This is a genomic window from Paenibacillus sp. Aloe-11 (genome assembly GCF_000245715.1).
GTDB classification, from domain to species: domain Bacteria; phylum Bacillota; class Bacilli; order Paenibacillales; family Paenibacillaceae; genus Paenibacillus; species Paenibacillus kribbensis.
This window is the reverse complement of record NZ_JH601038.1, coordinates 1-26,887: the sequence shown is the minus strand read 5'-3', so window position 1 is coordinate 26,887 and position 26,887 is coordinate 1. Positions and strand designations below refer to the sequence as shown.

The 26,887-nt window shown below is 45.7% G+C and carries 28 protein-coding genes, 1 tRNA gene, 1 rRNA gene, 1 pseudogene and 1 riboswitch; of the genes and pseudogenes, 12 read left to right on the top strand and 19 right to left on the bottom strand.

Annotated elements, in window-relative coordinates:
- Nucleotides 1-287: 287 nt before the first annotated feature.
- Complete coding sequence (locus tag WG8_RS00520; RefSeq protein WP_007428093.1) at nt 288-782, bottom strand: hypothetical protein; 495 nt, start codon at nt 780-782, stop codon at nt 288-290.
- A gap of 308 nt (nt 783-1,090) precedes the next feature.
- Here WG8_RS00520 and WG8_RS00515 point away from each other — a divergent pair, with 308 nt between their 5' ends.
- From WG8_RS00515 to WG8_RS00505, 3 genes are all read left to right on the top strand, one after another.
- On the top strand, nt 1,091-1,483 hold the full coding sequence (locus WG8_RS00515) for a VOC family protein (protein WP_007428092.1): 393 nt from the start codon (nt 1,091-1,093) through the stop codon (nt 1,481-1,483).
- A gap of 497 nt (nt 1,484-1,980) precedes the next feature.
- Nucleotides 1,981-2,793 (top strand): pentapeptide repeat-containing protein, encoded by an 813-nt coding sequence (locus tag WG8_RS00510; RefSeq protein ID WP_043890656.1) that lies wholly within the window; start codon nt 1,981-1,983, stop codon nt 2,791-2,793.
- 385 nt (nt 2,794-3,178) lie between these two features.
- A complete protein-coding gene (locus WG8_RS00505) occupies nt 3,179-3,928 on the top strand; it encodes an MBL fold metallo-hydrolase (protein WP_007428091.1) in 750 nt (249 codons plus the stop codon).
- A gap of 159 nt (nt 3,929-4,087) precedes the next feature.
- Here WG8_RS00505 and WG8_RS00500 read toward each other — a convergent pair whose 3' ends face one another.
- A complete protein-coding gene (locus tag WG8_RS00500; RefSeq protein ID WP_007428090.1) occupies nt 4,088-4,594 on the bottom strand; it encodes a PTS sugar transporter subunit IIA in 507 nt (168 codons plus the stop codon).
- A gap of 433 nt (nt 4,595-5,027) precedes the next feature.
- Here WG8_RS00500 and WG8_RS29390 point away from each other — a divergent pair, with 433 nt between their 5' ends.
- Nucleotides 5,028-5,117 (top strand): putative holin-like toxin, encoded by a 90-nt coding sequence (locus WG8_RS29390; RefSeq protein WP_305954445.1) that lies wholly within the window; start codon nt 5,028-5,030, stop codon nt 5,115-5,117.
- A 182-nt stretch (nt 5,118-5,299) separates the two neighbouring features.
- Here WG8_RS29390 and WG8_RS26120 read toward each other — a convergent pair.
- Together WG8_RS26120 and WG8_RS00495 are read right to left on the bottom strand one after the other, a co-directional pair.
- Nucleotides 5,300-5,392, bottom strand: a pseudogene (locus WG8_RS26120) (helix-turn-helix domain-containing protein); the annotation flags it as partial.
- Nucleotides 5,389-5,895: a YwhD family protein gene (locus WG8_RS00495; protein WP_007428088.1), complete on the bottom strand. Its 507-nt coding sequence runs from the start codon at nt 5,893-5,895 to the stop codon at nt 5,389-5,391. The pseudogene WG8_RS26120 and the gene WG8_RS00495, both read right to left, overlap by 4 nt.
- Before the next feature lie 125 nt (nt 5,896-6,020).
- On the opposite strand from WG8_RS00495, the gene WG8_RS00490 reads away from it, so the two are divergent.
- The 4 genes from WG8_RS00490 (at nt 6,021) to WG8_RS00475 (ending at nt 10,485) form a co-directional block, all read left to right on the top strand.
- Nucleotides 6,021-8,033 (top strand): M1 family metallopeptidase, encoded by a 2,013-nt coding sequence (locus WG8_RS00490; protein ID WP_007428087.1) that lies wholly within the window; start codon nt 6,021-6,023, stop codon nt 8,031-8,033.
- 11 nt (nt 8,034-8,044) lie between these two features.
- A complete protein-coding gene (locus WG8_RS00485; protein ID WP_007428086.1) occupies nt 8,045-8,872 on the top strand; it encodes a hypothetical protein in 828 nt (275 codons plus the stop codon).
- Between the two features lie 244 nt (nt 8,873-9,116).
- Nucleotides 9,117-9,254, top strand: a riboswitch (cyclic di-AMP (ydaO/yuaA leader).
- Nucleotides 9,255-9,259: 5 nt separating this feature from the next.
- Nucleotides 9,260-9,760, top strand: a complete 501-nt coding sequence (locus WG8_RS00480; protein WP_007428085.1) for a C40 family peptidase — start codon at nt 9,260-9,262, stop codon at nt 9,758-9,760.
- 227 nt (nt 9,761-9,987) lie between these two features.
- A complete protein-coding gene (locus WG8_RS00475) occupies nt 9,988-10,485 on the top strand; it encodes a GNAT family N-acetyltransferase (RefSeq protein ID WP_007428084.1) in 498 nt (165 codons plus the stop codon).
- A 102-nt stretch (nt 10,486-10,587) separates the two neighbouring features.
- Here the strand turns inward: WG8_RS00475 and WG8_RS00470 are convergent, their stop codons facing one another.
- Together WG8_RS00470 and WG8_RS00465 are read right to left on the bottom strand one after the other, a co-directional pair.
- Entirely contained in the window at nt 10,588-10,887 is a 300-nt protein-coding gene (locus WG8_RS00470) for a 4a-hydroxytetrahydrobiopterin dehydratase (protein WP_007428083.1), read from the bottom strand.
- 114 nt (nt 10,888-11,001) lie between these two features.
- The gene (locus tag WG8_RS00465) at nt 11,002-11,295 is read right to left on the bottom strand and encodes a hypothetical protein (protein ID WP_007428082.1); all 294 of its coding nucleotides are present in this window, start codon (nt 11,293-11,295) and stop codon (nt 11,002-11,004) included.
- A 187-nt stretch (nt 11,296-11,482) separates the two neighbouring features.
- On the opposite strand from WG8_RS00465, the gene motA reads away from it, so the two are divergent.
- Nucleotides 11,483-12,277, top strand: coding sequence for a flagellar motor stator protein MotA (motA, locus tag WG8_RS00460; RefSeq protein ID WP_007428081.1), 795 nt, complete (start codon nt 11,483-11,485; stop codon nt 12,275-12,277).
- Entirely contained in the window at nt 12,270-13,097 is an 828-nt protein-coding gene (motB, locus tag WG8_RS00455) for a flagellar motor protein MotB (RefSeq protein WP_007428080.1), read from the top strand. The genes motA and motB overlap by 8 nt, the downstream gene beginning before the upstream one ends.
- A gap of 124 nt (nt 13,098-13,221) precedes the next feature.
- On the opposite strand, the gene rluF is transcribed toward motB, so the two are convergent.
- Entirely contained in the window at nt 13,222-13,923 is a 702-nt protein-coding gene (gene rluF / locus WG8_RS00450; protein WP_007428079.1) for a 23S rRNA pseudouridine(2604) synthase RluF, read from the bottom strand.
- A 50-nt stretch (nt 13,924-13,973) separates the two neighbouring features.
- Complete coding sequence (locus WG8_RS00445) at nt 13,974-16,250, bottom strand: PAS domain S-box protein (protein WP_043890655.1); 2,277 nt, start codon at nt 16,248-16,250, stop codon at nt 13,974-13,976.
- Between the two features lie 328 nt (nt 16,251-16,578).
- On the opposite strand from WG8_RS00445, the gene tadA reads away from it, so the two are divergent.
- Together tadA and WG8_RS00435 are read left to right on the top strand one after the other, a co-directional pair.
- Nucleotides 16,579-17,079 carry a tRNA adenosine(34) deaminase TadA gene (gene tadA, locus WG8_RS00440; protein WP_007428077.1) on the top strand — a complete coding sequence of 167 codons (501 nt, stop codon included), beginning with the start codon at nt 16,579-16,581 and terminating at the stop codon, nt 17,077-17,079.
- 88 nt (nt 17,080-17,167) lie between these two features.
- Entirely contained in the window at nt 17,168-17,734 is a 567-nt protein-coding gene (locus WG8_RS00435) for a GNAT family N-acetyltransferase (protein WP_007428076.1), read from the top strand.
- Nucleotides 17,735-17,846: 112 nt separating this feature from the next.
- On the opposite strand, the gene WG8_RS00430 is transcribed toward WG8_RS00435, so the two are convergent.
- The 11 genes from WG8_RS00430 to rrf form a co-directional block, all read right to left on the bottom strand.
- A complete protein-coding gene (locus tag WG8_RS00430; protein ID WP_007428075.1) occupies nt 17,847-18,923 on the bottom strand; it encodes a hypothetical protein in 1,077 nt (358 codons plus the stop codon).
- 199 nt (nt 18,924-19,122) lie between these two features.
- Complete coding sequence (locus tag WG8_RS00425; RefSeq protein ID WP_007428074.1) at nt 19,123-19,278, bottom strand: small acid-soluble spore protein P; 156 nt, start codon at nt 19,276-19,278, stop codon at nt 19,123-19,125.
- A gap of 71 nt (nt 19,279-19,349) precedes the next feature.
- Nucleotides 19,350-19,520, bottom strand: coding sequence for a hypothetical protein (locus WG8_RS27280; protein WP_007428073.1), 171 nt, complete (start codon nt 19,518-19,520; stop codon nt 19,350-19,352).
- A gap of 29 nt (nt 19,521-19,549) precedes the next feature.
- Nucleotides 19,550-19,891, bottom strand: coding sequence for a hypothetical protein (locus WG8_RS00420; RefSeq protein ID WP_007428072.1), 342 nt, complete (start codon nt 19,889-19,891; stop codon nt 19,550-19,552).
- Nucleotides 19,892-20,036: 145 nt separating this feature from the next.
- A tRNA-Ser gene (locus WG8_RS00415) sits at nt 20,037-20,125 on the bottom strand.
- 89 nt (nt 20,126-20,214) lie between these two features.
- Entirely contained in the window at nt 20,215-21,498 is a 1,284-nt protein-coding gene (gene serS, locus WG8_RS00410; RefSeq protein WP_007428071.1) for a serine--tRNA ligase, read from the bottom strand.
- 35 nt (nt 21,499-21,533) lie between these two features.
- Nucleotides 21,534-22,100 (bottom strand): pyridoxal 5'-phosphate synthase glutaminase subunit PdxT, encoded by a 567-nt coding sequence (gene pdxT, locus WG8_RS00405; RefSeq protein ID WP_007428070.1) that lies wholly within the window; start codon nt 22,098-22,100, stop codon nt 21,534-21,536.
- Between the two features lie 17 nt (nt 22,101-22,117).
- Nucleotides 22,118-22,999, bottom strand: a complete 882-nt coding sequence (gene pdxS, locus WG8_RS00400; RefSeq protein ID WP_007428069.1) for a pyridoxal 5'-phosphate synthase lyase subunit PdxS — start codon at nt 22,997-22,999, stop codon at nt 22,118-22,120.
- A 128-nt stretch (nt 23,000-23,127) separates the two neighbouring features.
- Nucleotides 23,128-24,516, bottom strand: coding sequence for a D-alanyl-D-alanine carboxypeptidase family protein (locus tag WG8_RS00395; RefSeq protein ID WP_007428068.1), 1,389 nt, complete (start codon nt 24,514-24,516; stop codon nt 23,128-23,130).
- Nucleotides 24,517-24,844: 328 nt separating this feature from the next.
- A complete protein-coding gene (gene guaB / locus WG8_RS00390) occupies nt 24,845-26,302 on the bottom strand; it encodes an IMP dehydrogenase (RefSeq protein ID WP_007428067.1) in 1,458 nt (485 codons plus the stop codon).
- Between the two features lie 347 nt (nt 26,303-26,649).
- Nucleotides 26,650-26,766, bottom strand: a 5S ribosomal RNA gene (gene rrf, locus WG8_RS00385).
- Nucleotides 26,767-26,887: the final 121 nt, after the last annotated feature.

Sequence of the window (26,887 nt, the reverse complement as noted above, 5' to 3'; positions counted from 1 at the left end):
GGAGGTATTCGTCAGCGGTACGGAGCCAAAGGAGACCTTGTCTGGGCAGAATAACCCACCGGCAGCGACACAGACTGACCAAGCGGAGCAGCAGGCAGAAAAGAAATCATGGTGGAGTAATTTCAAGCGATGGTGGATGGAGTAACAGCCAAAAAAGACTGAAGGAGCGCTATGAGCGCTTCTCTCAGTCTTTTTACTTTCTTTTATTTACTCATATGTCCCATGTATCTCTCTTGTCACGATTAGCCGCAACACCCCGGTTCAGCACGCTTTCCCCAAAGGTGCGCTTACCAAAAACAGCTAAACGCCTCAATCCGGTTGGTGTCTATACCAAAATAAGTCCAAAAACGACCATTCCATCGGAACCCCGCTACGGATGTTCTACCCACAAAGACAGGGTACATCCAGAAGCGCTGACCATTCGTCAGCCATATAAATGTGTTGCGGAACAAGCAGCCGGAGATGGCTAAAGGATCAATAGCATAGGCCGTGGCCAGTGGCCTTGGTGGCGTAAATTGCGGCGGCGGGGCAGTCGGGGCCTGAGCTTGAAGTCCCGGTCCCGGAGGGCCCATCGGTCCTGGCGGCGGCGAGAACGGACCCGGCCCTGGTGGCGGGCCAAAAGGCGGCTGCGGCTGTGGCGCAAAGCCCCCTCCCCCTGGTGGCGGACCAATCGGTGACGGAAACGAGCCCTGTGTACCAGGAAATTGTGGGATCGAAGGACCTGACGGTGTAAGTGGACCCGGAGTGCCCGGTTGTGAAGGCACCTGTGGCATTAAAGACATGTGTTTCACTCCTTGTGTTCTAGGCTGATGTATCCTATGCAGGACATTAGCCCGTGGACTGGGCGAATCCCTATACCGTCAGCGCATTCCGCTATTTCGTCTCTTTTCATCAGAAATTCTTATATCCTGACCCGATTACATTTCCCGTCCGGACATGCCTCAGTTCAAATACTGACCCAACATCCGATGCCTGTAGTCCCCCTTTCATATATGTATATCCTCATGAAGTGCTTCTTTTATTGTGAATACTTTTGTTCAAATAAAGGTAAAATGTTAGCATCTACTATCCAGTTCAAGGAGCTGACCTTATGCAAAATTCCTACCCCAAAATCACAACATTTTTTATGTTCTCCGGTCAAGCAGAAGAGGCCATGCAATTTTATACCTCTGTGTTTAAGCCGTCGGACATCATTAGCGTACTTCATCAGGAGAACGGAACCGTGTTACATGCTGTATTCACCCTCAAAGGACAAACCTTCATGGCTATTGACCAAAATCATCAGAACAAGCACCCTTTTACTCCGGCTTTATCGCTATTCATCACCTGTGATTCGGAAGAAGAAATTCACCGAGTGTTTGATCAGCTATCGCAGGAAGGCCGAATTCTAATGCCCCTAGAGGCCTCGCCCGTAAGCCAACAATTCGGGTGGGTTGAGGACAAGTACGGAGTTTCATGGCAATTAAATCTGGCAAAATCATAACCTGGCTAATTTATTATAGGCTCTATGCAAAATAACCCGACTAAGACCACTCTGGTCTCAAACGGGTTATTCGTTATCAAAAATACGTATTTAAGTTTTTCCGATTCTGGCATTGCTTACCTACGTGAAAAAGAAGTAGACCGCCCCACCAAGGTAACGGTCTATTGTTCGACCCTACTGCCGACTGCTCTTTAAGCAGTGGTTGTACACTGGAGTCGTGTTCGCGCACGACTCCTTTACTATTCTTACCTCAGTATAGCTCATTTTATTACGTAAATACAGCTTTGCTCTTTAAAAATTTTACTGATTTGCTTCGCTCTTTTACTTGTCAGGTACATATTCTATTAAGTCCAAAAGCTTGCAATCGAATGCATTCCAATTTCTTTTCTAACTATCTAGTGGACTTCGAGAAGTTTATACAAAAAACAATAGACTATGCTCCATCTTTTTTTGGTAATATTACATTTAGTAGGTGCTAGTAAAAGGATGTGTGTTCATTGTATAGTGCAGATTGTGAAAAATGTTTTGGTCTATGCTGTGTAGCTTTACCTTATGCAAAATCTGCAGATTTTGCTTTTAACAAGGATGGAGGAACTCCTTGTCAGAACCTGAATGCCGATTATCGTTGTGATATTCATAAGAATCTAAGAAATAGCGGCTTGCGAGGCTGTACTGTATATGATTGCTTTGGGGCAGGTCAAAAAATTTCTCAAGTAATGTACAACGGAAAAAGTTGGCGAGACGACCCGGCAATAGCTGAGGAAATGTTCAATATATTTCCCATCATGCAACAGCTTCACGAAATGCTTTATTACTTAAATGAAGCCCTTAGTTTAGAAGAAACTCACCCCATCTATACAGACTTGCAAGAAGCTATAGCGAAAACCGAGCAACTTACGGATCAAGATCCAAAATCCCTTATAGATCTTCATGTACCAACCCATAGGGCGCTAGTTAATGATTTACTTCTACAAACAAGTGAGTTAGTTCGTGAAAAATTCAAGAAAAACATGGAACATAATAAATATAGTAAAAAAATTAGGAGCAGAGACCTCATAGGTGCTAATTTAAAAGCCGCTAATCTTAGAGGTGCCAATTTAAGAGGAGTTTTACTTATTGCTGCTGACCTGCGAGAAGCTGATCTGAGAAGGACCGACCTGATCGGTGCAGATTTTAGAGATGCTGATTTAAGTGGGGCTAATCTGGAAGGAAGTATTTTTCTTACACAAGCGCAATTAAATTCAGCCAAAGGCAATTATAAAACTAAATTGCCCCCTTCTTTAAGCATTCCAAACCATTGGTTAGAGTAGATTTAAGACGCGATTTCCGTGATGATCATGTTTACATTGCTTACCTACGTGAAAAAGAAATAGACCGCCCTCCCCAAGGTAACGGTCTATTGTTGGACCCTACTGCCGACTGTTCTTTAAGCAGTGATTGTATACTGGAGTCGTGTTAGCCGCACGGCTTCTTTACTATTCTTACCTCAGTATAGCTCATTTTATAACGTAAAAACAGCATTTATCTTCAAAAATGTTACTGAATGCTTGCTCTCTTTATAAGAGTTATTGTCACACAAATTTAAAAATCTATATATTGACAAATAATTATTTTTGTGTTATAATATTGGTTTACATATTTTAATTTCGTGATACGATTCCTTTGTATAACATCAACTCTTTTAGGAGGGATTCGATGCAATTGGACAAGGGGATACAGATACTTCAGGTTTCTTCTACCATCATGGGACGAACAGAAAGCATTCACCCCACCCTAATGTGGGACGAAGATAATATGATTTTAGTGGACACGACTTACCCCGGGCAACTATCGCTTTTACAAGAGGCAATTCTAAGTACCGGATTTACTATCCATAAACTTACCTCCATACTCATTACACACCAGGACCTCGATCATATCGGCAGTTTAGCAGATGTAATTCGGGCCTGTTCATCCCCGGTTCAGGTGTTTGCCAGTTCTATCGAAAAGCCCTATATACAGGGAGAAAAGCAGCTTATAAAACTGACACCAGAAGCGATAGCTCAAGCTGTAAACTCCTTGCCCGAATCCGTTTCAGTAGAGTGGAGACATGCATTTCAGCGCACGCTGGAAAATCCCCCAAAGGCTATAGTGAACTCCACAATCGTTGCCGGGGAGGAATTGCCCTTCTGCGGAGGGATTGTAGTCATAGATACTGCTGGCCACACACCGGGACACCTAAGCTTCTATCATAAGGCCAGTCAAACCTTGATTGCAGGTGATGCTCTGACTGTAGTGAATGGCGAGCTGCAGGCGCCGGACCCACAATACTGTCACGATTTTAATATGGCGAAGGAATCTCTTAAAAATCTGCTTCCATATGATATTAAAAAAGTGATTTGCTTTCATGGAGGGCTTTACGAAGGCAGTTGCAATCAGCGGATAGCTGAAATATATGAATCCTAGCTTTTGATGAATTGCTCATACCAGCCCCTTGACTGGTAAGTGAATCATCTAAAGAAAAAACTAACCTGGAATTCCTGGTTAGTCTTTTTCTACATATTTTACTGTTAAATCCTAAAAATCCGCCCTATGAGCATGCGCAGCAGGAAGCAAAAATGCCGACTAGGCTTTCAAATGAACTCTTAATACAGGTGCATCTGAAGATGTAGATGAACCTTCCAATATTTCCACATGACTGATCATCTCTTGCCCGTCTGGAACGATTACTGGAGTAATGATCGGCAATCCATCCCGTTGAATCGCATCCAGATCAAACTCCATCAATAATTGCCCCGCTTTAATGCTATCCCCTGTTTGCACATGTGGATTAAAGCCCTGTCCTTTGAGGGAGACTGTATTAATTCCGACATGTATCAAAATTTGTACTCCGGATTCATGTTCAATGATCAGAGCGTGTTTGCTTTTCTCCATAACATGAGCAACCTTACCTGTAAAAGGAGCGATGACCTTCCCTTCAGTCGGGTGAATCGCGATACCTTCCCCCATAGCCTTCGTAGAGAAAGCAGGGTCTGGAACCTCTTCAAGGGAAACCACTTGTCCTTTAACTGGCGCTACCATGTCGAATTCTTCAATACGAGGAACCGTCTTCTTTTTCAACCATTTAAACATAACGATGCCACCTTTTTTAACAGATTATATTCAAAAACAGTAAATAGGACTTAACTGCACTCTTTTGGGAACCGGTTCCACAGGAAAAATAAATAAAAATCGGATTTTGGAACCGATTTCTATTTGAATTATAGTAAGTGCCTGTTCAGGATGTCAAGGCTCTACTGTTCATATATTTTTGACAATTAAAATGCTGTTGCTTTGAGAGCCTAACCCTTATTCATATGATCATATACGAAGCCGCAAAAATAGACTAGCTAAGATAACGTTTATCTCAGTCAGGTTGTTTTAAGTATATCCATTCATTATTCTTCTCATTAAAAAAATACGCATTTAAGTATTATAAATCTCAAAAAAGTATTTTCTATGGTATACTTTCCTAGTACAACATACGGCTAAAAGGGCGGTCGGCTAGTCTCCCCGAAGGGAGGTGATGCCCATGGAGGTTAAAGACGCAATTTCTTTGATGATCATGTTTGGCATGTTCATTCTGGCATTGCTCACCTACATGAAAAAGAAGTAGACCGCCCCCTACAAGGTATCGATCTACTTCTGAACCTTACTGCCGACTGCTCTTTAAGCAGTGGTTGTACACTGGAGTCGTGTTGACGCACGGCTCCTTTACTATTCTTATCTCAGTATAGCTCATTTTATTACGTAAATACAGTTTTTTTCTTCAAAAGTTTTACTGATTGCTCTGCTATTTTACTTGTCCAGTACATACTCTATGAGGTCTGAAAGCTTACAATTGAAAGCATCACAAAGCTTAAATAAGGTTTCCAATTTCGCTTTTCTTACCCTTCCAGCGCCTGCTTCAATTCCTCAGGCGAAGCGTCCCACCATTCCTCGTTATGGGAGATCAGCAGGCTTTTGAGCGCTGCTTTATCCTCACTGCCGAGATCCTCCAGCATGAAACGACGCTTGAGCGCGTAATCCATACGGTTGACGTGATCGGCGAGAATTTTCCAGCCGCGTTTGGCTTCGTCGTCAATCAGCATCTCGCAAGCTGTCGCGCCGCCATACATACGTCCTTCGGGCGTGCGATCCACGGCTACCCATACCAGCCATACCTGGCGTCCGTTCGGTACGTCCTCTTTATTCGTAGAGAACTTGATTCCACGCTCCACTTTACTTTTGGCATGCATGGCACCAATATCAATTTTCGCCTCTCCCTGGTCAATGATGACAGGAGACATGCTGTTCAGATCGATTGAGCCTGCACCGAAGCCCTTATGTTTACTCTTGCCACTGACAATGTTCAGTGCAATCTGTTTTTTGCCGTCCGGCTGATTTTCACTCATGCGTCACTAGGCCTCCATTTTCCGTCTTCACACTCTATCCTACACTACAAATATTTTAACTAATAATCTCCCGAAAGCAAACATATACATGCTGTAGATGCTTGTCAACGGGAGGTATCCATTGTATGACCCCAGCACGCACCAAAATCGTTTTATTGTCTACACTAGCCCTCGGTCTCCTCGCAGGGACGTTATGGTTTGCCTGGCAGCCACAATCGCCATCCGATCCGCAATCCATAGGCCAACCAGCACACGGCTCCCAGTCTGAGTCTGCGCTTGCGCCAGATACGGGCAAGCCTTCAGGGGCAAACATCCTGGCTGAGCTGCCCAAGAATCCTCCACAGCCTGCCTCAGAAATTCTCAGCAAAAGGGTGGTGGAGTATCACATTGATGTGTCCCTGGAAGAAGGACAGGTTTTGCGAGGTACAGAGACAATGACCTGGAAGCATCCGGGGAAGAAAACCGTGAACGATCTGTATCTCCATCTGTACCCGAATGCCTTTTCTTCCATGGATACCACCTTTATGAAGGAATCCGGGGGCAAGCTGCGCGGAGACACCATGCCCAAGGACGGCTTCGGCTCCATGACGCTGACTGAGCTCAAGACGGAAGACGGCTTATCCCTTCTGCACCGTACTCAATATGTACAACCGGATGACGGTAACGCAAATGACCGCTCGCTCATGAAGGTGCGTCTGCCCAAGCCGGTACGAGGTGGCGAAGAAATTACACTATATATGAAGTTTGAGGTCAAGCTGCCTGCCATTTTCGCACGGATGGGTGCGACAGATGATTTTGTAATGGCAGGACAGTGGTTTCCCAAGCTCAGCGTTTATGAGACTGCAGGACAGCGCGGGCGTGCCGAGGAGGGCTGGAATCTCCATCAGTATCATGGCAACTCCGAGTTTTATGCCGATTTTGGAATTTACAGCATACGGATTCGAGTACCTGAAACGCACATCGTAGCCGCAACCGGTTTTCCCACTCGCGGAGCAGTCCGGCAGAATGGACAAAAAATATATCAATTCTATGCCGATGACGTGCACGATTTTGCCTGGGCCGCTTCACCCAACTTTGTAACCGTAGAAGAACCCTTTTCTTCTGCTGAAGTCCCCGGTGTCAAAATCAAGCTGTATCTCGACCCGTCGCACAAGGAACTCAAGGGACGCTATTTGAGCGCAGCCAAAGCCGCCCTTTCGTATTACAGCAAATGGTACGGGCCTTATCCATACTCCACCCTGTCCATCGTGGTTCCACCCAAAACAGGCAATGGCGCCGGAGGTATGGAATATCCGACATTGATCACGGCCGCCGCCGCAGATAACCTGAACCCCGGCTATAACCTGGAGCGGACATTAGTTCACGAAATTGGACATCAATATTTCTACGGGATGGTAGCCAATAATGAATTTGAGGAACCGTGGCTGGATGAAGGCTTCACCTCCTATGCAGAGGAACGACTTATGGAGCAGGAATACGGGCTCACCCCCAACTTGCCGCTACAATCAGGCCAGATAGCGTCTCCTCAACCGCTAAACCGCGAGTCATGGAAGTATGGCTCCTCTGCTGCGTATGGGCAGAATGCCTACTCTCGAGGCAAGCTGGTACTGCAGGGCATTGAACGTCAGGTCGGAATAAAAAAAATGGATCGCATCATGCGCACTTACGTCCAGACGTACCGTTTCAAACATCCGTCATCACAGGATTTTCAACGTATCGTTGAGAGAGTCACCGGACGCTCATGGAGCCACTATTTTGAACAATATGTATATGACGGCCAGATGGCGGACTTCTCGGTGGATCGCATCACGAACCACAAGCTGGAGAAAGGGTATGAAGCGGTCGTGACGCTGAGCAAAAAAGGTGCGGATTATCCCAAGATCCCCGTTCAATTTACCTTCAAGGATGGGACAACGATATTCAAGGCCTGGGACGGCACGGGTAAAAGCACAACTTATCGGCTCAAGAGCGCCTCTCCCGTTTCATACGTGACCATTGATCCGCTATATACCATTGCGCTGGAAAACAAGCATATCAACAATAACCTGAAGGCCGAACTGAACGAAAGGCAGCAAACTCGTTGGAGCGTAAGTGTAACCAAGCTGTTGGAGACACTGCTTGGAAGTCTGTCATGGTGAGGTGTCTATAGATGCGGACGGTTATAAAAGAAGGCTGGGCGCTTGTGCGCATACAATTTTATATTGTCATTATTCTGTTTCTGTATCAGCTGCTGTGGGGAGTATTTCTCTACAGGCTGGTGCAATCCGCCGTTATCCCGCTACTGCTGCGCTACCCCGATCAGGGGCATAACGAGTTGGGCAAGACCTTGTTCTGGATGGAAAGCCAAATTGCCCTCATGGACAACCGGGAAGTGCATATATACTTGTGGGTACTACTGGGAGCGACGGTGCTGCGTATGCTGATCACTCCCTTCATTAGAGCCGGAATATACCAAAGTCTGCATACCCATACGACCGAGCCGCAAAGCCTATCCTTCTTCCGCGGGATGAAACGTCACGGCTTGTCGTCGATGCTCTATTACGCCATCGAGCTGGGGCTGCTGCTGCTTCCCGCTATCTGGGTGATGCCGAGGCTCTACCCTATTGCAGCAGGAGCGCTGCAATCTCCCTCTTACCTTCTGCATATGTTGCCCTATGCCATCGGATGGATCGCATATGGCTGGTTCATCCGGCAGTGCATCCTGTACATGCAGCTGGGCACCGTCGGTGGTCACGCCATACTGTCGTCCTTGCTCGCCTTTTTTCGCCAGATCGTCCCAGCTATTGGCATATCATTTTTGCTGGGTGCTTGTGTGCTGCTTGTCTTCGCTCTATTCGGCACCGTGGCAATGATTTGGACGGGTATGCTGGCACTCATTCTCCAGCAATCGTATCATTTTGTTACCAGTCTGGTCAGACTGTGGCACATCAGCTCTCAATACCGGCTGTGGCATACCGATATTTCCAGCAGAAGCTGAGCTCTGTCGAAAAATCTCTGTTCATCCCTACACAAACGGCACCTAACTGCATACTTTTAACAAAATCTGTTCCTGAGATATCAGGGACAGATTTTTTTTGTAACTTTTTGCGATGAAACATTTGCCAAAGCCAGCGGACTTTGTTACAATAGTCGCAGTGAACTGATAGTAACAACTTTGTAATCTTTATTGTAACCTTTATCTCAAAAGCTCGTTATAGTGAATACGCTCTCCAAGGTGCACATCATAAGTTAAGCCTAATTCCTGGCACCTGGGAAGCGGGGGAACCAGTTTGGGTGAATTGATCTCGCAACAGAGTGGTCATAGGGGAACCTTCTACCGAATCCTTAAGCTAACCTCGCAGGCATTGGAAGGGGTATATTTTTTTTGAAGAAGAAGCTAACGATCGCAGCCATGGGTCTTGCCATTGCCTTTACATCTTTTACATTCGGTGGCGGCAGTGCATATGCAGACTCTAAGATGGACCAGATCATCCAAGATGCCAAAGGAACAAGCTACAGAAGCGGAGGCACTACACTCGAAGGATTCGATTGCTCCGGCTTCACAATGTATGTATTTAACAAACTGGGAATTAAACTGCCGCATCAATCTGGTTCACAATTCAAAATGGGATCTTCCGTATCCCGCGATGAAATGAGACCTGGAGATCTGGTGTTCTTTAACACAACAGGGAGAGGCATTTCCCATGTAGGTATCTTCGTAGGTGAAGGGAAATTCGCTCACTCCTCGTCTTCACGTGGTGTAGTAGTTAGCTCACTGAACGAAAATTATTATGCTAACCGTTATGTCGGTGCAAAAAGAATTATGAGTACTGACGCTTACCACGCCGTAGCTTCTGAAACTCCTGATGACGACAATGTAGAATAACTGACGCATAGCAAGCTAACCTTAGCCGCAATTTGATTCTGGCCGGAATCGAATTGCGGTTTTTTATGTCCCCAACATCAGCAATGATTATGATTACTAACGAACTGACATCTCAAAAGGTTTCAATTTTAGCGAACGATGAAGTAAACATGCTTGCCATTCCTCTGTAACTTGTCTACAATCTGTTGTTAACAGTTTAAGTACCTGTAAAAGGAGGATGTGAAGACATGCCTGCCTCAATATCTAATTTTCGGATCGTACCGATGGACGAGCATCAGGCAGCTGCAATCTGTGAATGGCGCTATGATCCACCCTACAATATCTACGGCTGGCTGCCCTGGGAACAAATGAAGGCGCTGGAAGTCGAATTTGGGAATCCCACACTTCGTCAAGAGCAATATGTTGCCGTACTGGATGAGGAGGGCAAGCTGACGGGATTTGCGCAATATTTCCCTATGGTTGGTGTAACCCGGCTGGGTCTTGGAATGCATCCCGACAGATGCGGACAAGGCAGGGGTTCCGATTTTGTCCGTGCGATTGCTGAGGAAGCCAGACGGCGCAATCCACAGAATGAAATTGATCTGGAGGTGCTCACCTGGAATGAGCGCGCCATCCGGGCCTACAAGGCAGCTGGATTTGAGCTTACAGATACCTATGAACGACTGACTCCGGATGGCAAAAAGCCATTTTATTGTATGGTATATCAGCCCGACCACCAGAGCTAGGCTCTATGATAAAAGCGCCTTCGGCATACAACTTCTCTGTTGTATAGCGAAGGCGCTTTTATCATCATCCAGCAGATCATTACTGACTTAATGACTGCATGCTTAATGACTGCTACGCATTTTCTCAAAAGCTTCATTATATTGTTGGGCTTCCTTAATATCCACGGCCATAATACCGCCATCATCCCATGAGGTCAAACGCAAAGTCACGGTCTTGTAATCAATCGTAATAAACGGATGATGATTGAATGCTTCAGATATAGCAGCAACCTCATCCACGAATGCAATCCCTTTCATAAAACTGGAAAAATTATATTTCCGAACGATCCAACGTCCTTCCTCCAGTTCCCAGCCCTCCAATTTCTCCAGATGTGCTTCAATCTCTTCTTGTGTAAAAGGCATATTACGACTCCTCCCCATTTATACGGAAGCCTTTCAGCCGCTTATGCGGCCAAAACTACAATATAGTGGTGTACATATTACCACGGCCCCGTTGATAAATCCATAAGATGGCCTTCAAATTAAAGGGACCGACGTTAGCTCCTCATCTCCAATGAGAACATAGATCCGGTGCTGCTCTGGCTCATAGATCACAACGCCGCTGCCCACAGTAATAACAGGCTCTGTACCCAGCGCATAAAACAAATCCTCCGCCAACGCCTCGTTGACCTCCTGACGTCCCGCCGGGTCCAGCCTGTCCCAATCTTCTGCTTCCATTTCAAAAAATTCATAGCTGTCTGGAATGCGGCCTACAGCCTCTGTCAATTCGTTCAAAATTTGTTCATACTCCCGTCCATGCTTCACTCCCATACCGTTTCCTCCAATTGTTCCGCCATTCAATACATAATCACTTTATTATACCGGAAATTCGCACTTAACAAAAAAGGGAGTTTTGTCGATAAATATTATAATCCGTCTCATAATGACACGCTTGGGGCAAGGACGACCCCGGCGGCATGAAAGGATTCAAAATCTATTCTCATGGATGAGGTGTATCATGCAAATTACAACCATTATTGGACTTGTGCTCGGGCTTTTGTCACTGGTCGTCGGGATGATCCTGAAGGGCGCGCCAGTCGTCAACTTGGTCAACAATCCCGCTGCTTACATGATTATTTTTGTCGGAACAGCAGCAAGTATATTCATGGCGTTTCCGATGGATGACATGAAACGGGTGCCAAAGCTGTTTAAAATTATTTTTACCCAGCAGAAATTGCTGGATCGCAAGGAGCTTATCACTACATTTACCGAATGGGCATCCATTACCCGTCGTGAAGGTCTGCTCGCGTTGGAATCCAAGGTCGAAGAGATCGACGATCCCTTTATGCGCGGCGGTATGCGTATGATTATCGATGGTAATGATCAGGAGTTCGTACGCGATGTTCTGATGGAAGACATTAACGCTACCGAAGATAGACACCGCGCCGGCGCACTGATTTTCTCCCAGGCTGGTATGTATGCTCCAACCCTTGGGGTACTCGGTGCGGTCGTAGGTCTGATCGCGGCATTGGCCGACCTTAGTGACATGGAAAAGCTGTCTCACGCCATCGCTGCGGCCTTTATCGCAACGTTGCTGGGTATCTTTACCGGTTATGTCCTGTGGCATCCAATGTCAAATAAGCTGAAACGACTCTCCAAAAAAGAGGTTGAGTTGAAGCTGATGATGGTCGAAGGCTTGCTCTCGATCCAATCGGGTATCTCTACTATTGCCATCAGCCAAAAGCTGGCGATCTTCTTAACTCCTACCGAACGGGCTAGTATGACCCAGAAGGATGGCGATTCCAGTGAGTAAAAAAAGACATGAACCGCATGAAGAACATGCAGACGAAAGCTGGCTGTTGCCATATTCCGACTTAATGACCCTTCTGCTGGCACTATTCATCGTCTTATTCGGTATGAGCTCGCTGGATGCCAAAAAATTCGAAACTATGGCTCAATCCCTGAGTGCGGCTTTTAGCGGCGGCACAGGCGTGCTGGATCAATCGGCTGCCAATCCGTCGTCACAATCCATGGATATGGGCAAAAATAAAGAACAGGTATCTCAACCCCTAAAATCTAAAGCCACTTCTACCTCTGAACTGCAAAAGCAGCTCGCCCAGCGGGAAGAGGAAGATTTAAAGAAGCTTAAAAAGCAAATGGATCAGTATATTCAAGATAACGGCCTGTCTCCACTGCTGAACACCAAGCTGAACCAATCCCAGCTAATGATCACCATTAGCGATAATGCCTTGTTTTCATCAGGGCAGGCCGAAGTTAAGCCGGAAGCGAGAAAGCTGGCCAAGTCAATTTCCGACATGCTCCAGCAGTTTCCAGGCTATGATGTGATCGTATCGGGTCATACAGATAATGTTCCCATCTCCAACAGCCAGTTTCCGTCCAACTTTGATTTGAGCGCCAAGCGCTCACTGAATTTCTTGCGTATATTATTGCTCAATCCGCAGCTCGACCCAACCAAGTTTGTATCTATCGGTTATGGCGAGTATCGCCCAATAGCCAGTAACCAAGATGGTCAAGGACGCGCAAAAAACCGCCGTGTTGAGATTTCCGTTCTCCGCAAATATCAGAACGGTACACAAGTTATTAGCCCTACCTCAAGTGCGAGTGAAGGTTGATCATGCATATGTTATATGAGCAAAGGCACCGCCGCATTTTCTATGCAGCTGGTGCCTTTTGGTTTAGCGATTCATGTAGCTGCCCTGTCCTCATGAGCTGTAGGCTTCGAGAAGCCCCTCTGGCTTAGCTAAGCGTATAATCGAGCATCTGACCAAGCTCCTGCTTTTCAGCCTCTGTCAGGTCACGCCAGGCGCCTTTCTGGAGCGATCCCAACCGAATGTTCATGATCCGCAGTCGCTGCAGCTTTTGGACTTCATAGCCGAAAGCAGCACACATCCGCCGGATTTGACGATTCTTCCCTTCCGTCAGGATAATACGGAATACATACTCTGATACACGCGTCACCTCACAGGGCAGCGTCCGCTGGCCGAGTATTTTTACACCACTGGACATCCCCTGCACAAAAGATAATGTGACGGGACGATCCACCGTTACGATATATTCCTTCTCATGCTTGCCTTCGGCCCGTAAAATCTTATTCACAATGTCTCCATCATTGGTAAGTAAAATGAGACCTTCTGAATCCTTGTCCAGACGTCCGATTGGGAATATCCGCTGTGGGTGCCCCACAAAATCGACAATGTTGCCTCTAATGTGACTCTCTGTTGTGCTGGTTATTCCCACCGGCTTGTTCAATGCAATATATACGTGATTGGACTTCTCGCGTAATGGCTTGCCGTTCACGCGAACGTCATCGCCTTCCTCCGCTTGGCTGCCCAGCACGGCCACTTCACCATTAATCGTCACGCGGCCGCTCTCTACCAGCTTGTCCGCCTCACGACGCGAGCAAAAGCCGGTTTCGCTGATAAACTTGTTAATGCGCAACCTGTGTACCCTCCATTTCTACTGTCACGCTTCCTCCTGCGTCCATCCCGTTACTCAGACTTGGCAATCGGAAGCTGCACAAGGGCTGTCGTTCCCTCTCCCTCTGTGCTTTCAATATCCAGTGTGCCTTTATGACTCTGTATAATACGCTGGCTGACCATAAGTCCGAGTCCTGTACCTGTTTCCTTGTTAGTGAAAAAAGGCTCGCCCAGCTTGGACAGCATTTCTGCGGGAATACCTGTCCCCTGATCCTGTATGATGATTTTAACGCTTTCTCCCTCCAAGAACAAATGAATCGTGATCATACCGCCTTTACTCATAGCTTCCATACTATTTTTAAGTAAATTAATGAATACCTGTTTTAACTGATTTTCTTCAGCGTATACAAGAGCAGGCTCCTCTGTGACCTGAAGGTTAAAAACAATACCCAGCAGATGCGCCTGACTATCAAGCAACGAAATGACGTCGCTCACAATATAACGAACATCTTTTTTCTGAAAATGCACGGCCTGTGGCTTCGCCAATATTAAAAACTCGCCAACAATCAAATTAATGCGATCCAGTTCAGACATCATAATATCGTTGTGCTTTAAATTCAGCACTTGATTTTGCTGCTGTAGCTGGAGAAAGCCCCGTAGCGTGGTCAGCGGATTACGAATCTCATGCGCCACGCCTGCCGCCAGTTGTCCTACTGTTGTCAGTTTTTCTGATCTGCGCAGCAGTTCCTCCATCCGGTTGCGCCCTGTAATATCACGCGAGACGCTGATAAATCCCACAATTTCGCCTTCCTCATCCAGAATGGGCGACGTGCTCATACTAATCTCTACTGTACTTCCATCCTTGCGCAATCTAAGAGTCTCAATGGACACGATGCTTTCACCCTGAAGAAGGCTCTCCTTCTGAAGTTCATACTCCGCCTGTTGTTGTGGAGGTACAAATTCCAGCGTACGTCCAACCAATTCTTTCTTGGTCCAGCCGTATAAGGCTTCAAACGCATGATTAATCCGAACGACACGATCTTCCTGATCGGTCACAAGAATCGCGTCGGCTGTCTGATTAATAACCGATTCCAGATGCTCCTTTACAGAACGGTTCTCCTCATACATCTGTTCGAGTCTCCGTGTATACATACCCAGGTTGTAGGCCATCGCGTTGATACGCTCACCCAGCCGTGCCAGCTCATGGCCACCCTTAATTTCTAGCCGTGTATCAAAATGTCCATTGGCCATTTCATTCACCTTCGCCAGAATGGACTGAATAGGACGGACAAACAGACTGGCTAGCACATAGCTCCCAATAATGACAACCTCCAGGAGGACAATGGAAATGGCAATTAAGCTAATCAATTGTTTGGAAATAACAGAGGTAATCGTATCATAATTCATAACAATGCGAATGACATAGGCTTCACGGTTACTCGGATAAAAAGGTATGTAACTGACGAGAACCCGCTGGCCTTTGATATAACAATCTTGTACAATACTCTCCCCTGAGAGAATAGCCCTGGACACGGCCAAACGATCCTCCTGCACTCTAGTTAGTTGATAGGTGCCGAATTGGATCGGTTTGTTGTACATATAATAGTATTTCCAATCGTTCCCGTTCTTGTCCATCGTAGCGCCACCAAAGGTTGCAGGGTTAATACCCGTAATCTCCATGATGCGATAATCCACTTGCTGAGTCTGCTTTACGATCTCATCGGGGCTTAGGATGGATTCGAAATTTTGTACTGAAGTATACTGAAAGGAAATTCGAATTAAGTAGTTACGTTTTTGGTCATAATAAAATCCCCATTTATTAATATGTGAGGAGTTTAAACCTGTGTAATCAAATGATCCGGTCCAAAAATGGTCCAAATTCTGCCCTTGCGCCATTCTAGCCTGTCCATGCGCATACAATTGGTCGACTGCACTTTTCCAATGTCCATTCAATGGATCGGAAGATGTTACTTCTTTGGGATTTGAGGATTTGACAATCCTATATCCCTCCCCATCGCGAACTATCAAAGAAATATTAATATCCCTATGGCGTATGGCTATCTGTTGAAGTTGTTCCTGCTGTATTTTTTGGATGTCAGGATCTAGCTGATTGGCAGCCAACGTGGCAGAAAGCCACAGATTATATCCGAGCTGTTTATCAACCTCCTCCCAGCTATGCCGGGTTTGTTCGATGGCTTCTCCGATAATTTTAGCTGTCAGAACCATTTTCGTTTCGCTGTCACTTCTTAGATTTTCGTGGGTCGTGTAATAATTAAGTGCGATATTTAATAAAAGGATAAACAGGACTGACCCCGACAAAATAATCGTTATTTTGATTTTTATTGACACACTAAATTCTCACCTCTTGCCGTATGCTGGCGATTACTGGCAATTGCTAACTCAATGATACCGTAATAACGGCCGTGATACCAGCATTTACATTTCCCGGTTATACATAAATACACACCATGTGTATAGTGTTGTCAATATAGAGTCGTTTGCCTACAATATAATAAGATAATCATCCACAAGTAATCCACAAATACACAGGTTTTATCATAGATTGTGGATATATCTGTGGACAAGTATATTGTTATCCACAATTTTATTCACATCATGTTAACAACGGAATATTTGTTCGTTGGATAATTCCGCGTTTGAGAGGAGCATTTTCCCAGTGACCATTATGGATCACGCCTATTGGATGAAAGAAGCCATTCAGGAAGCGTACAAGGCAGAAGCGTTGGGTGAGGTACCGATCGGAGCTGTCATCGTAAAAGATAATGAAATCATAGGCCGCGGCTATAATTTGCGTGAGACCGATGCAGACCCGACAGCACATGCAGAGATTATTGCCATTCGTCAGGCTAGTGAACATCTGGGCGCTTGGCGACTGTTGGATTGCAGGCTGTATGTCACTTTGGAGCCGTGCCCGATGTGCGCCGGGGCTATTGTGCAGTCACGGGTTCCCCACTTGATATATGGCACCACAGATCCCAAGGCTGGCTGCGCAGGCACACTGATGAATTTATTACAGGAGCCCCGGTTCAATCATTGCACAGAGGTAACCAGTGGTGTGCTTCAAGAGGAATGCGCCTCGTTGCTAACGAGTTTCTTTCGAAATCTTCGGCAAAAGAGAGCCGCTGCAAAGTTGTCTTTTCCTCCGTCCTCATCCTGAGGATGAAATCCGAAGCATTTACTCCCACACAACCGTAGTCAGTCGTTATACATCTGATTGCAAACTACCTATGGAAGGAGATCAGCTCATGCCCATGAGCTTGTATAATACGCCTCAAGGTATCTTTTTACGGCCATTAGGCTTGGAGGACAGTGAATCCCTTCTCGCCCTTAGAATGCGAAACAGGGAGTCACATGCGCTGTACGAGCCGCTTTACGAGGATTCATTTTTTACATTAGAGAAACAGCAGGACTACATCCGTCAGAGACTGCGTCAAGCCGAAGAGGACCGAGGGTACATGTTCGGTATCTTTCTTTTAATGGAAGAGCGGCTCATCGGATATATTTCCATTTCCAATCTGGTGCGTGGAGTTGGACAATTTGCCGATATCGGCTACATGCTGGATCAGCATGAACAGGGCCGAGGTCATATGACAGCTGCCTTGAAGTTGACCATACAATATGCCTTCCGTGCGCTCTCCCTTCACCGTCTCCAGGCGGGTACTCTCTTGCATAATGCCCGCTCACAGCGCGTATTGGAAAAATGCGGCTTTCAGCCAGAAGGTATTGCCCGCAAGCTGGTACAAATCCAGGGAACCTGGCAGGATCACCAGATGTTCGGACTTTTAGCTGAGGATGACGTGTGGCAGACCTAAATGACTGCACAGGGTGATCATACAGCAGTAAAACAAAAACCGCCCGGCGTTAAGCTGAGCGGTTTTCCTGCATCATATGATGAATGTTGCCTTGCAGACCGTTATTTCACACTTAAGGAGCAACAGTTTGCATTTTTTGTTGCAATTGTTCGATTGTCAGGACTTGGTCGCCTGTTGGAATACCTACTTTAAATGTTGCCTTTTCATTGATTTTGCTGGATTGCGTGTAGCCTGTTACAGACAATTTTATATTGTCTTTTGTATCCGGATCATTTACTTCCACATTAGCATTCAGGTCTTGATACACAGGAATGTTATCCTTGTTCAAAGCTGTGTTAATGTCAAATTGTTTCACCGTCAAATAATTTTTCAACTCATCCAAACTTTTGCTAACTTCACTGGTATTGGATTGCAATTCTTTCTTTGCTTCAGCCAGTTCTTCCTTCTTCACTTGAAGCATGCCAGCATATTCGTCTTTAGACATGATATCAAATAATTTAGGAAGCGCCTTAGTAATAAATGTATCAGTAGCTTGCTTCACATTATCGTTCGTAATTTTGAATTGAACCACTTGTTTAGCTTCAACGCCTTGTGGCAGTTTAGCATCTTTAGGATCAATATCAAAGAAATACGTAGCTTGGTCGTACTCGCCCATAATTGCGGCAATCACTTCGTTCGCAAATTTTTGCGATTTTTCCTGATCCATCACTGCAGGGTTGAATTCTTGTCCGGATTGCTTAGCCAGTTCTTGCGGATCGACAACCAGGAATTTACCTACAACGTCCTGTGGAAGCGGGTAGAACGGAATATTCGGAACTTTAACGTACAATTTATCCTTAGTCATAACCATTGGAATCGTGAAGCTGGTGGAGAGATCACCTTTCAAATGAATGCCGAGCGTCATTTCAGATTGCAAAGGTTCTTTTTGATACACACCATCCAGCGTAATGTCTGCATTTTTCAGCATATTGGTCATCATTGCACTTTGTTCACTTGGTAGAGTAGCGAGTGAAATTGTCAGATCCTTCACTGTGAATTGACTTTTGAATTCATAAGAGTTCAACTTCATTGCATTTGCAGTACCAGTCGTAACTGCTTCTTTCGGTTCTAGCTTCTTGCTGCAACCTACCAGGGCTACCGTCAAAAGCAACACCATCGTGAGTACCAAGACGGATAACTTTTTACTCATTGTGTAAATTCTCTCCTCTCGTAATTAACCCCTTTTATAATACTAACCAAAAAATACACACCCTTTATTTTACCGCATTTTCTCAAACAACGAAACACTTATTGGAAAAATTTCTTACAATAAGCACAAAGACACCCTGGTTCTTTAACCAAGGTGTACTGTATTATGCAATATATTTTTAGGAAAAAAGTCTATATGCTTATGACCCTTCTCTGTTGTGGTGAGTGACATGATTCCGTTGTTTCACCTTTTTAGAACCGGACAGCGGCTCCTGCTGATGATTACGCTCACGTTTTTCGTTTCTTCCACCGGAATCCTGTGCCTCGGGAACAGGAATGGCTTTAGATTTGCCCATTTATGCATCCTCCGTTCTCAGTCTTTACGCTGATTCATCATAAAATCCGTATATTACCATTTAAAATAGGACTAAAGATGGTGCAGATCCTCCGTTTTATCGTGATTTAGTGAATCCTGATGACGGCGGTCATTACGATCCTGCTGAACCTGCTGTGCTTGATGACTATTAACAGGACGCTGCTCCAAATCATCTACAATGTTGGACAGGTTCTTGTCCAGTCCGTTTTTGGCTTTTGTCATATAGCCTTTTCCCCCTTATTCCTTCATGACTACGAATGCGTCAATGACTGCAACGTCTGAGCACATTGGTGAATATGGCGAGTATAATCAGATACCAGCTGTTGGATGATATCTGTTCGTTCATCCACCGACTTCCCATCCCGTTCTACATCGACCAAGCTAACCTGCACTTCTCGGGAATCTACATAGATGCATGCAAAGTCAAAGGAGTACATTTGTCGGCCTTCAACCTTAATGTGGATTCGTATAGCCCGGTTGTCTGCTTCATCTGCCTGTACCTGTACTTTATCTCCTGAATTCAAAAGAATCGGCAGTTGTTCCTGCCAAGCTTCTACCAGCTTTTGCTGATCTACTGTCATTTCTCGATTCATGCCAGCACCTCCACATCTGATAACGTGTGAAAAAAGCAGGCTTTTTATACAACAAAAAAGCCATTCTCCACGATTCCTGATCCTTAGCGTTTAAAGCCAATGCATCAGCTATCGTATTTGAATGACTTGGTTATTATTTATAAAATGGCGGAGAGGATGGGATTCGAACCCATGTGAGCTTGCACTCTAACGGTTTTCAAGACCGCCCCGTTATGACCGCTTCGGTACCTCTCCAGGTGGTAAATGGATAAAGCTGCTTCCTTTTAAAACTAACTCAGGCGCAACAAAATTATTTTACCACAGACTTTCTACAAATGCAATGCCTACTGTTTGGGAGTTATAACCTCGACGCCTCGCATGTATAGACGCAGCACTTCAGGGACCACAATACTTCCGTCTTCCTGCTGATAGTTCTCCAAAATAGCGGCCACCGTACGCCCTACAGCCAATCCTGAGCCGTTCAGCGTATGTACAAATTCAGGCTTTGCCTTCGAATCTGGACGGAACCGGATGTTCGCACGACGCGCCTGGAAGTCTTCGGTGTTAGAGCACGAAGAAATTTCACGGTACATGCCGCTCTCAGGCAGCCACACTTCCAAATCGTATGTTTTGGCAGACGTAAAGCCCATATCCCCAGTGCAAAGTGCCAGCACGCGATATGGAAGACCAAGCAGCTGCAGCACACGCTCAGCATCATTCGTCATTTTCTCCAATTCCTCGTAAGAGGTATCCGGATGAACCAGCTTGAGCATCTCTACCTTATTGAACTGATGCTGACGAATCAAACCACGTGTGTCCCGGCCTGCTGATCCTGCTTCTGAACGGAAGCAAGAGCTGTATGCCACATAATACTTTGGAAGCTGCTCTGCATTCATAATCTCTTCGCGGTGATAGTTCGTTACCGGAACTTCAGCCGTAGGAATGAGGTAATACTCGGTATCGCGCAGCTTGAACAAATCCTCTTCAAACTTTGGAAGTTGCCCTGTTCCATAGAGACTGTCGCGATTCACAATGTATGGAGGGAGCATTTCTTCATACCCATGCTCACTGCTGTGCAGATCCATCATAAAGTTAATCAGCGCACGCTCCAGTCGTGCTCCCAGCCCTTTGTAAAACGTGAAACGAGAACCCGTTACCTTAGCTGCAGCTTCAAAATCAAGAATGTCCAGGTTCTGCGCCAATTCCCAATGCGCTTTGGGCGTAAATGAAAACTCACGCGGCTCCGACCAGCGACGGATTTCTACATTATCCTCTTCCGAGGCACCTACAGGCACTGTGTCATTGGGAATATTCGGAATGGACATCACTTGTTCGTCGATCTGAACCTCCAGCTCGCGTACTTGCTCATCCAATTCTTTGATACGATCGGAGACCTGACGCATTTCAGCAATAAGATCATCCGCATTTTCCTTGTTCTTTTTCAACTTGGCTACTTCACCGGATACGACATTCCGGCGATTTTTGAGTGCTTCACTTTCCTGAAGCAGCTCACGACGACTTACATCCAGATCTGTAAAACCCTTTATCAGATCCAGCGATTTGCCTCTGTTCTGTAAAGCTTTTTCAACCCGACCAAGCTCATTACGTAAAATCTTTATATCTAACACAGGTAATCCCTCCTACACTACAACCTAACTTTCCGCTATTCGCGGACCATATCCACAAAATACTGATGTAACCGGTAATCGTCTGTTAATTCCGGATGGAAGGATGAAGCCAGCAAATGCCCCTGACGGGCGGCTACGATCTCGCCGTTGTACTCAGACAGTACGTCTACTCCTGTTCCAACAGACATGATTAACGGTGCGCGTATAAACACAGCCCGAACGGGCTGCTCAATCCCTTTAATACTCAAGTCTGTTTCGAAGCTTTCCCGTTGGCGACCAAAGGCATTACGCGATACTGTAATATCCATCAGTCCCAAGTGCGCTTCTTCCTGCCCTTGAATTGTTTTGGCCAGCACGATCAATCCTGCACAGGTACCAAATATAGGCTTACCTTGCGTGGAAAACTGACGTATGGCATCTATAAATTCATACTTGTGCATTAGCTTGCCTATGGTTGTGCTTTCGCCGCCGGGAATGATAAGACCGGACAGCTCATCGAGCTGTTCGATCTTCTTCACCGCCACGCCTTCAGCACCTGCACATTCAACACTACGTATATGCTCAGCTACAGCGCCTTGCAGCGATAATACTCCTATTTTCATGCCGGTCCCTTCTTTCCTTACCAACCACGATCCTGCATACGCTCATGCGATGCCAGCTTGGAAATTTCAATACCCTTCATAGGAGTACCCAAATTCTTTGATACCTCTGCAATCAGCTTGTAGTCCGTATAATGAGTGGTTGCTTCCACGATTGCTCTAGCGAATTTCTCAGGGCTGTCTGATTTGAAAATACCAGAGCCCACGAAGACACCATCAGCGCCCAAATGCATCATCAATGCGGCATCAGCAGGTGTTGCTACGCCACCCGCTGCAAAGTTAACCACTGGCAGCTTGCCTTGCTCATGCACTTCCAACAGCAGCTCATAAGCAACGCCGAGGTTTTTTGCTTCTGCATACAGCTCGTCCTTCGACAGGTTTTGTACCTTCCGAATTTGGCCGTTGATAAAACGCATATGTCGAACAGCTTCAACAATATTTCCTGTTCCAGGCTCACCCTTTGTACGAATCATAGATGCGCCTTCGCCGATACGACGCAGTGCTTCTCCCAGATCCTTGGCTCCACAAACAAATGGAACGGTGAACTCCCGCTTATCGATATGGAAAACTTCATCCGCAGGTGTCAGCACTTCACTCTCATCGAGATAGTCAACGCCGAGAGATTCCAGCACCTTGGCCTCCACAAAATGGCCGATACGCGCCTTAGCCATAACAGGAATAGAAACAACCTTCATAACCTCTTCCACAATCGTCGGATCAGCCATACGAGCGACCCCACCAGCTGCACGGATATCTGAAGGCACCCGTTCAAGAGCCATTACAGCTGTAGCGCCTGCTGCCTCCGCAATTTTAGCCTGTTCAGCGTTCATGACATCCATAATCACGCCGCCTTTTTGCATCTCTGCCATACCTCTTTTAACACGCGAAGTTCCCGTTTCCATATCGTTGCCTCCTGTAAGCGTTACGTTTAGATTCTAACTTAATATTTTACCGCACAGACGCCAAATACACAATCATTTCTAGCTGCAAAATAAGCAATGAAGAAGGTGCATTGTGTTTCTCTCGCTAATTAGAAGAGGTTTTTAATACTCTGGAACAAATCACCAAAGAAATCTCCGATTGCCCGGAACAGCATCCGGAACCAGCCGCCTTCTTCCACTGCCGTCGTCGTAACCAAATCCACAGTTTTTACCTGGCCTTTATCCGAGCCATCTGTTTTGTACGTATACGTGATTGTTCCGACTTTTGCCCCTTGCTTCAATGGCGCCACGAGAGAGCTTGCCGGCGTTATGTTCGTTGTAAAAGTTACCTTAGGATTGCTCGCGCCCTTAGGCACGATAAAACTTACTGCATCCTTGGTCACAACAGACACTTCTGTTTCTTTACCTTTGGTGACAGGCACATTCTCTATACCCTTAACTACTGTCTTTGGTGCTACAACCTGTTTCACTTCAAAATTATCAAAACCATAGTTCAGTACTTTAGCCGTCTCCGTAAAACGGTGAGGTTCAGAGTCTGCTCCCATAACTACACTAATAAGGCGCATTCCGTTGCGTTCGGCTGTTCCAGTAAAGCAGTTTCCCGCGTTGGTCGTATGGCCGGTTTTCATTCCATCCAGACCCGGATAGGCAAACTTTCTAAAGTTGGTGATATTTTTGTTTGCTTCCAGCATCCAGTTGTAGTTAACAATCGGTGCCTTGTCCGTCGGACGGAATTTATAGGATTGAATCGTCGTAAATCGTGTGTAATCCGGATGGTCCTTAATAATGTTGCTCGCTAGTGTTGCCGCATCTCTAGCTGTCATCACAGTCTCCCGATCTGTATTCGGCTGATAGGCTGTCGGCATATCCTTACGGTCTAATCCTGTAGAGTTGATGAAATACGTATTCTTCATGCCCATTTTTTGAGCCGTCTCATTCATTAATTTAACAAAATCCTGCTCCGTTCCAGACACACGCTCCGCAAGGGCTACCGTTGCATCATTAGCAGAACCTACCGCCATGGCAATATAAAGCTCTTCTACCGTATGTTGATCACCTTGAGCCAAAAAAATACGCGATCCGATGCTCTTAGCAGCGTTCTCATTAACAGTTACCTTATCAGTCCATTTGAGCTTACCCTGCTTGACCTGCTCAGCCACGATGTATTCGGTCATCATTTTAGTCATACTGGCAGGCGGAAGCGGCTCATCTGGGTTCATAGACAGCAGCACCTGTCCCGTGGAAGGCTCAATCAGGATAGCGGAACGTAGTGCCAGACTTGGCGGGTTAATGGAGCCTGTCCCCGTGATTTTGGTAGCCTCTGTTGTCGCTCCCGCGGCAAAAGTAGCCACAGTCGGATCGAAATGACCTACAACAGGCAACACCGACATATACATCAAATTGAGTGCCATAACAGCAGTTACGCTTTTCTTAATCATGCTGCGTTTGTTATTTTGTTTTTGATTGTTCGCTTTCAAATGAATACAAACTCCTCTCATACCTCAACCCGATCCGCTATGTATAACGAGACGGTGGTTATAGCCTCTACTAGGCAAATGTAATTAATGTTTTAGTGTCTTATCGTTCATTGGATTTCATCTTCTAAGTTCGGATCTGTCATGAGCATACTATGCTCGTATCTTTGATCCAGCAGGCATTCATTCAAGGGTCTTGATGTGTGTTTACTTTATCAATAACTCTATAAAATGGCGTACACTTGTCTATTCTATCACAGGGGTATCTCTAAAAAAAGACAGGCAGAGCGAAATGCGCTCTACCTGTCGTCAAGTCTATCAAAGCTGAACTCTATAAAGAGTAGTTTGGTGCTTCTTTCGTAATTTGCACATCATGCGGATGACTTTCGCGTAGACCTGCGCCAGTAATACGGATAAAGCTTGTATCGTTGCGAAGCTCCTCAATATTAGCTGTACCGCAATATCCCATACCGGAACGTAGACCGCCCAGCAGTTGATGAACAGTGTCGGATAGTGGCCCTTTATAAGCAACACGTCCTTCGATGCCTTCCGGTACCAGCTTCTTATCGTCATCTTGGAAATACCGATCTTTACTACCCTGCTTCATCGCAGCCATTGAGCCCATACCGCGATATACTTTAAAGCGGCGTCCTTGATAGATTTCGGATTCGCCCGGGCTTTCTTCCGTACCTGCAAAAAGACTTCCCAGCATTACCGCGGAAGCTCCTGCCGCAATGGCCTTTGTAATCTCGCCGGAGTATTTAATACCACCGTCTGCAATAATCGGAATATTATATTCCCGTGCTACGGTTGCACAATCATAAATAGCTGTTATTTGTGGAACACCAATACCTGCAATTACGCGAGTTGTACAGATAGAGCCTGGACCAATCCCGACTTTTACGACCGAAGCCCCTGCTTCGATCAACTCACGCGTTCCGTCACCAGTAGCTACATTACCGGCTACAATGGTCAGATCTGGGTAAGCACTACGCAACTTGCGAACCGCCTCGATAATGTTAATATGATGACCGTGAGCAGAATCCACGACAATCACATCTACGCCAGCTTTTACAAGTGCTTCAGTGCGATCAAATGTATCTTTGGAAATACCGACAGCTGCACCGACCAGAAGACGCCCCTGTGTATCTTTCGCTGCGTTTGGAAATTGAATAGCCTTCTCAATATCCTTAATGGTGATAAGACCTTTGAGATAATTTTCATCATCGACCAAAGGAAGTTTTTCAATTTTATGCTTTTGCAAAATAACTTCCGCTTCCTGTAAAGTCGTTCCTACAGGCGCAGTTACCAATTCTTTCTTCGTCATAACTTCACTGATTTTAAGATTAAAATCGTGAATAAAGCGAAGATCGCGGTTAGTAATAATACCAACCAGCTTGTTTTCTTCGTTTACAATAGGTACACCAGAAATCCGATATTTCCCCATAACCGCCTCAGCATCGGATACCAAATGATCTGGATTCAATGAAAATGGATTGGTGATTACACCGCTCTCCGAGCGTTTAACCCGATCCACCTCTTCCGCTTGCTGTTCAATCGACATATTTTTATGAATAATACCGATACCACCCTCACGAGCCATCGCAATTGCCAGCACTGCCTCAGTAACAGTATCCATACCAGCACTCATCAAAGGAATATTCAGCTTCACGTTATCACTCAAACGAGTCGCCACGCTAACTTCTTTAGGTAGAACCTCCGACTTACGAGGTACCAGCAAAACATCGTCAAAGGTAAGGCCTTCCTTACCGAATTTATCTTCCCACACCAAGATGATCCTCCTTCAAATGTTTAGTCTGTATTGGTCTTGTTGTCTGTCCGACATGGACAAATCAAGGCTCTCTGAAAATATATTATTGCAATCTTAGCAAAGCGGTATAGGGGTGTCAAGCCTCCATCAGCGGTCCTAACCCTTAGTATTTCCCTGTACAAACAAGTGTACTCCTACGAAGGACATCCTTTATAAATAAGCGTTTCCAAATAAATCAGGTTATCCTTAAATGGATATCTCTAACTTGGGAAAGCAGTATAGAAGCAATTCAATTCTATAGATTGTTTGACCGTATACAAAAGAGAACCATGATCTCATTGAGATCATGGTTCTCTTCGTTTGTTGCTTGGCAACGTCCTACTCTCCCAGGACCCTGCGGTCCAAGTACCATCGGCGCTGGAGGGCTTAACGGTCGTGTTCGGGATGGGTACGTGTGGAACCCCTCCGCTATCGCCACCAAACATGAATTTGCTTCGCAAATTCTTCCGTATTGAAGCTCGGTTCATCACATATCGTGTGAATGAATTTCAATGCGTTTTCGTATGCACTTGTACATACCTTCAAGGTGTTACACCCTGAAAA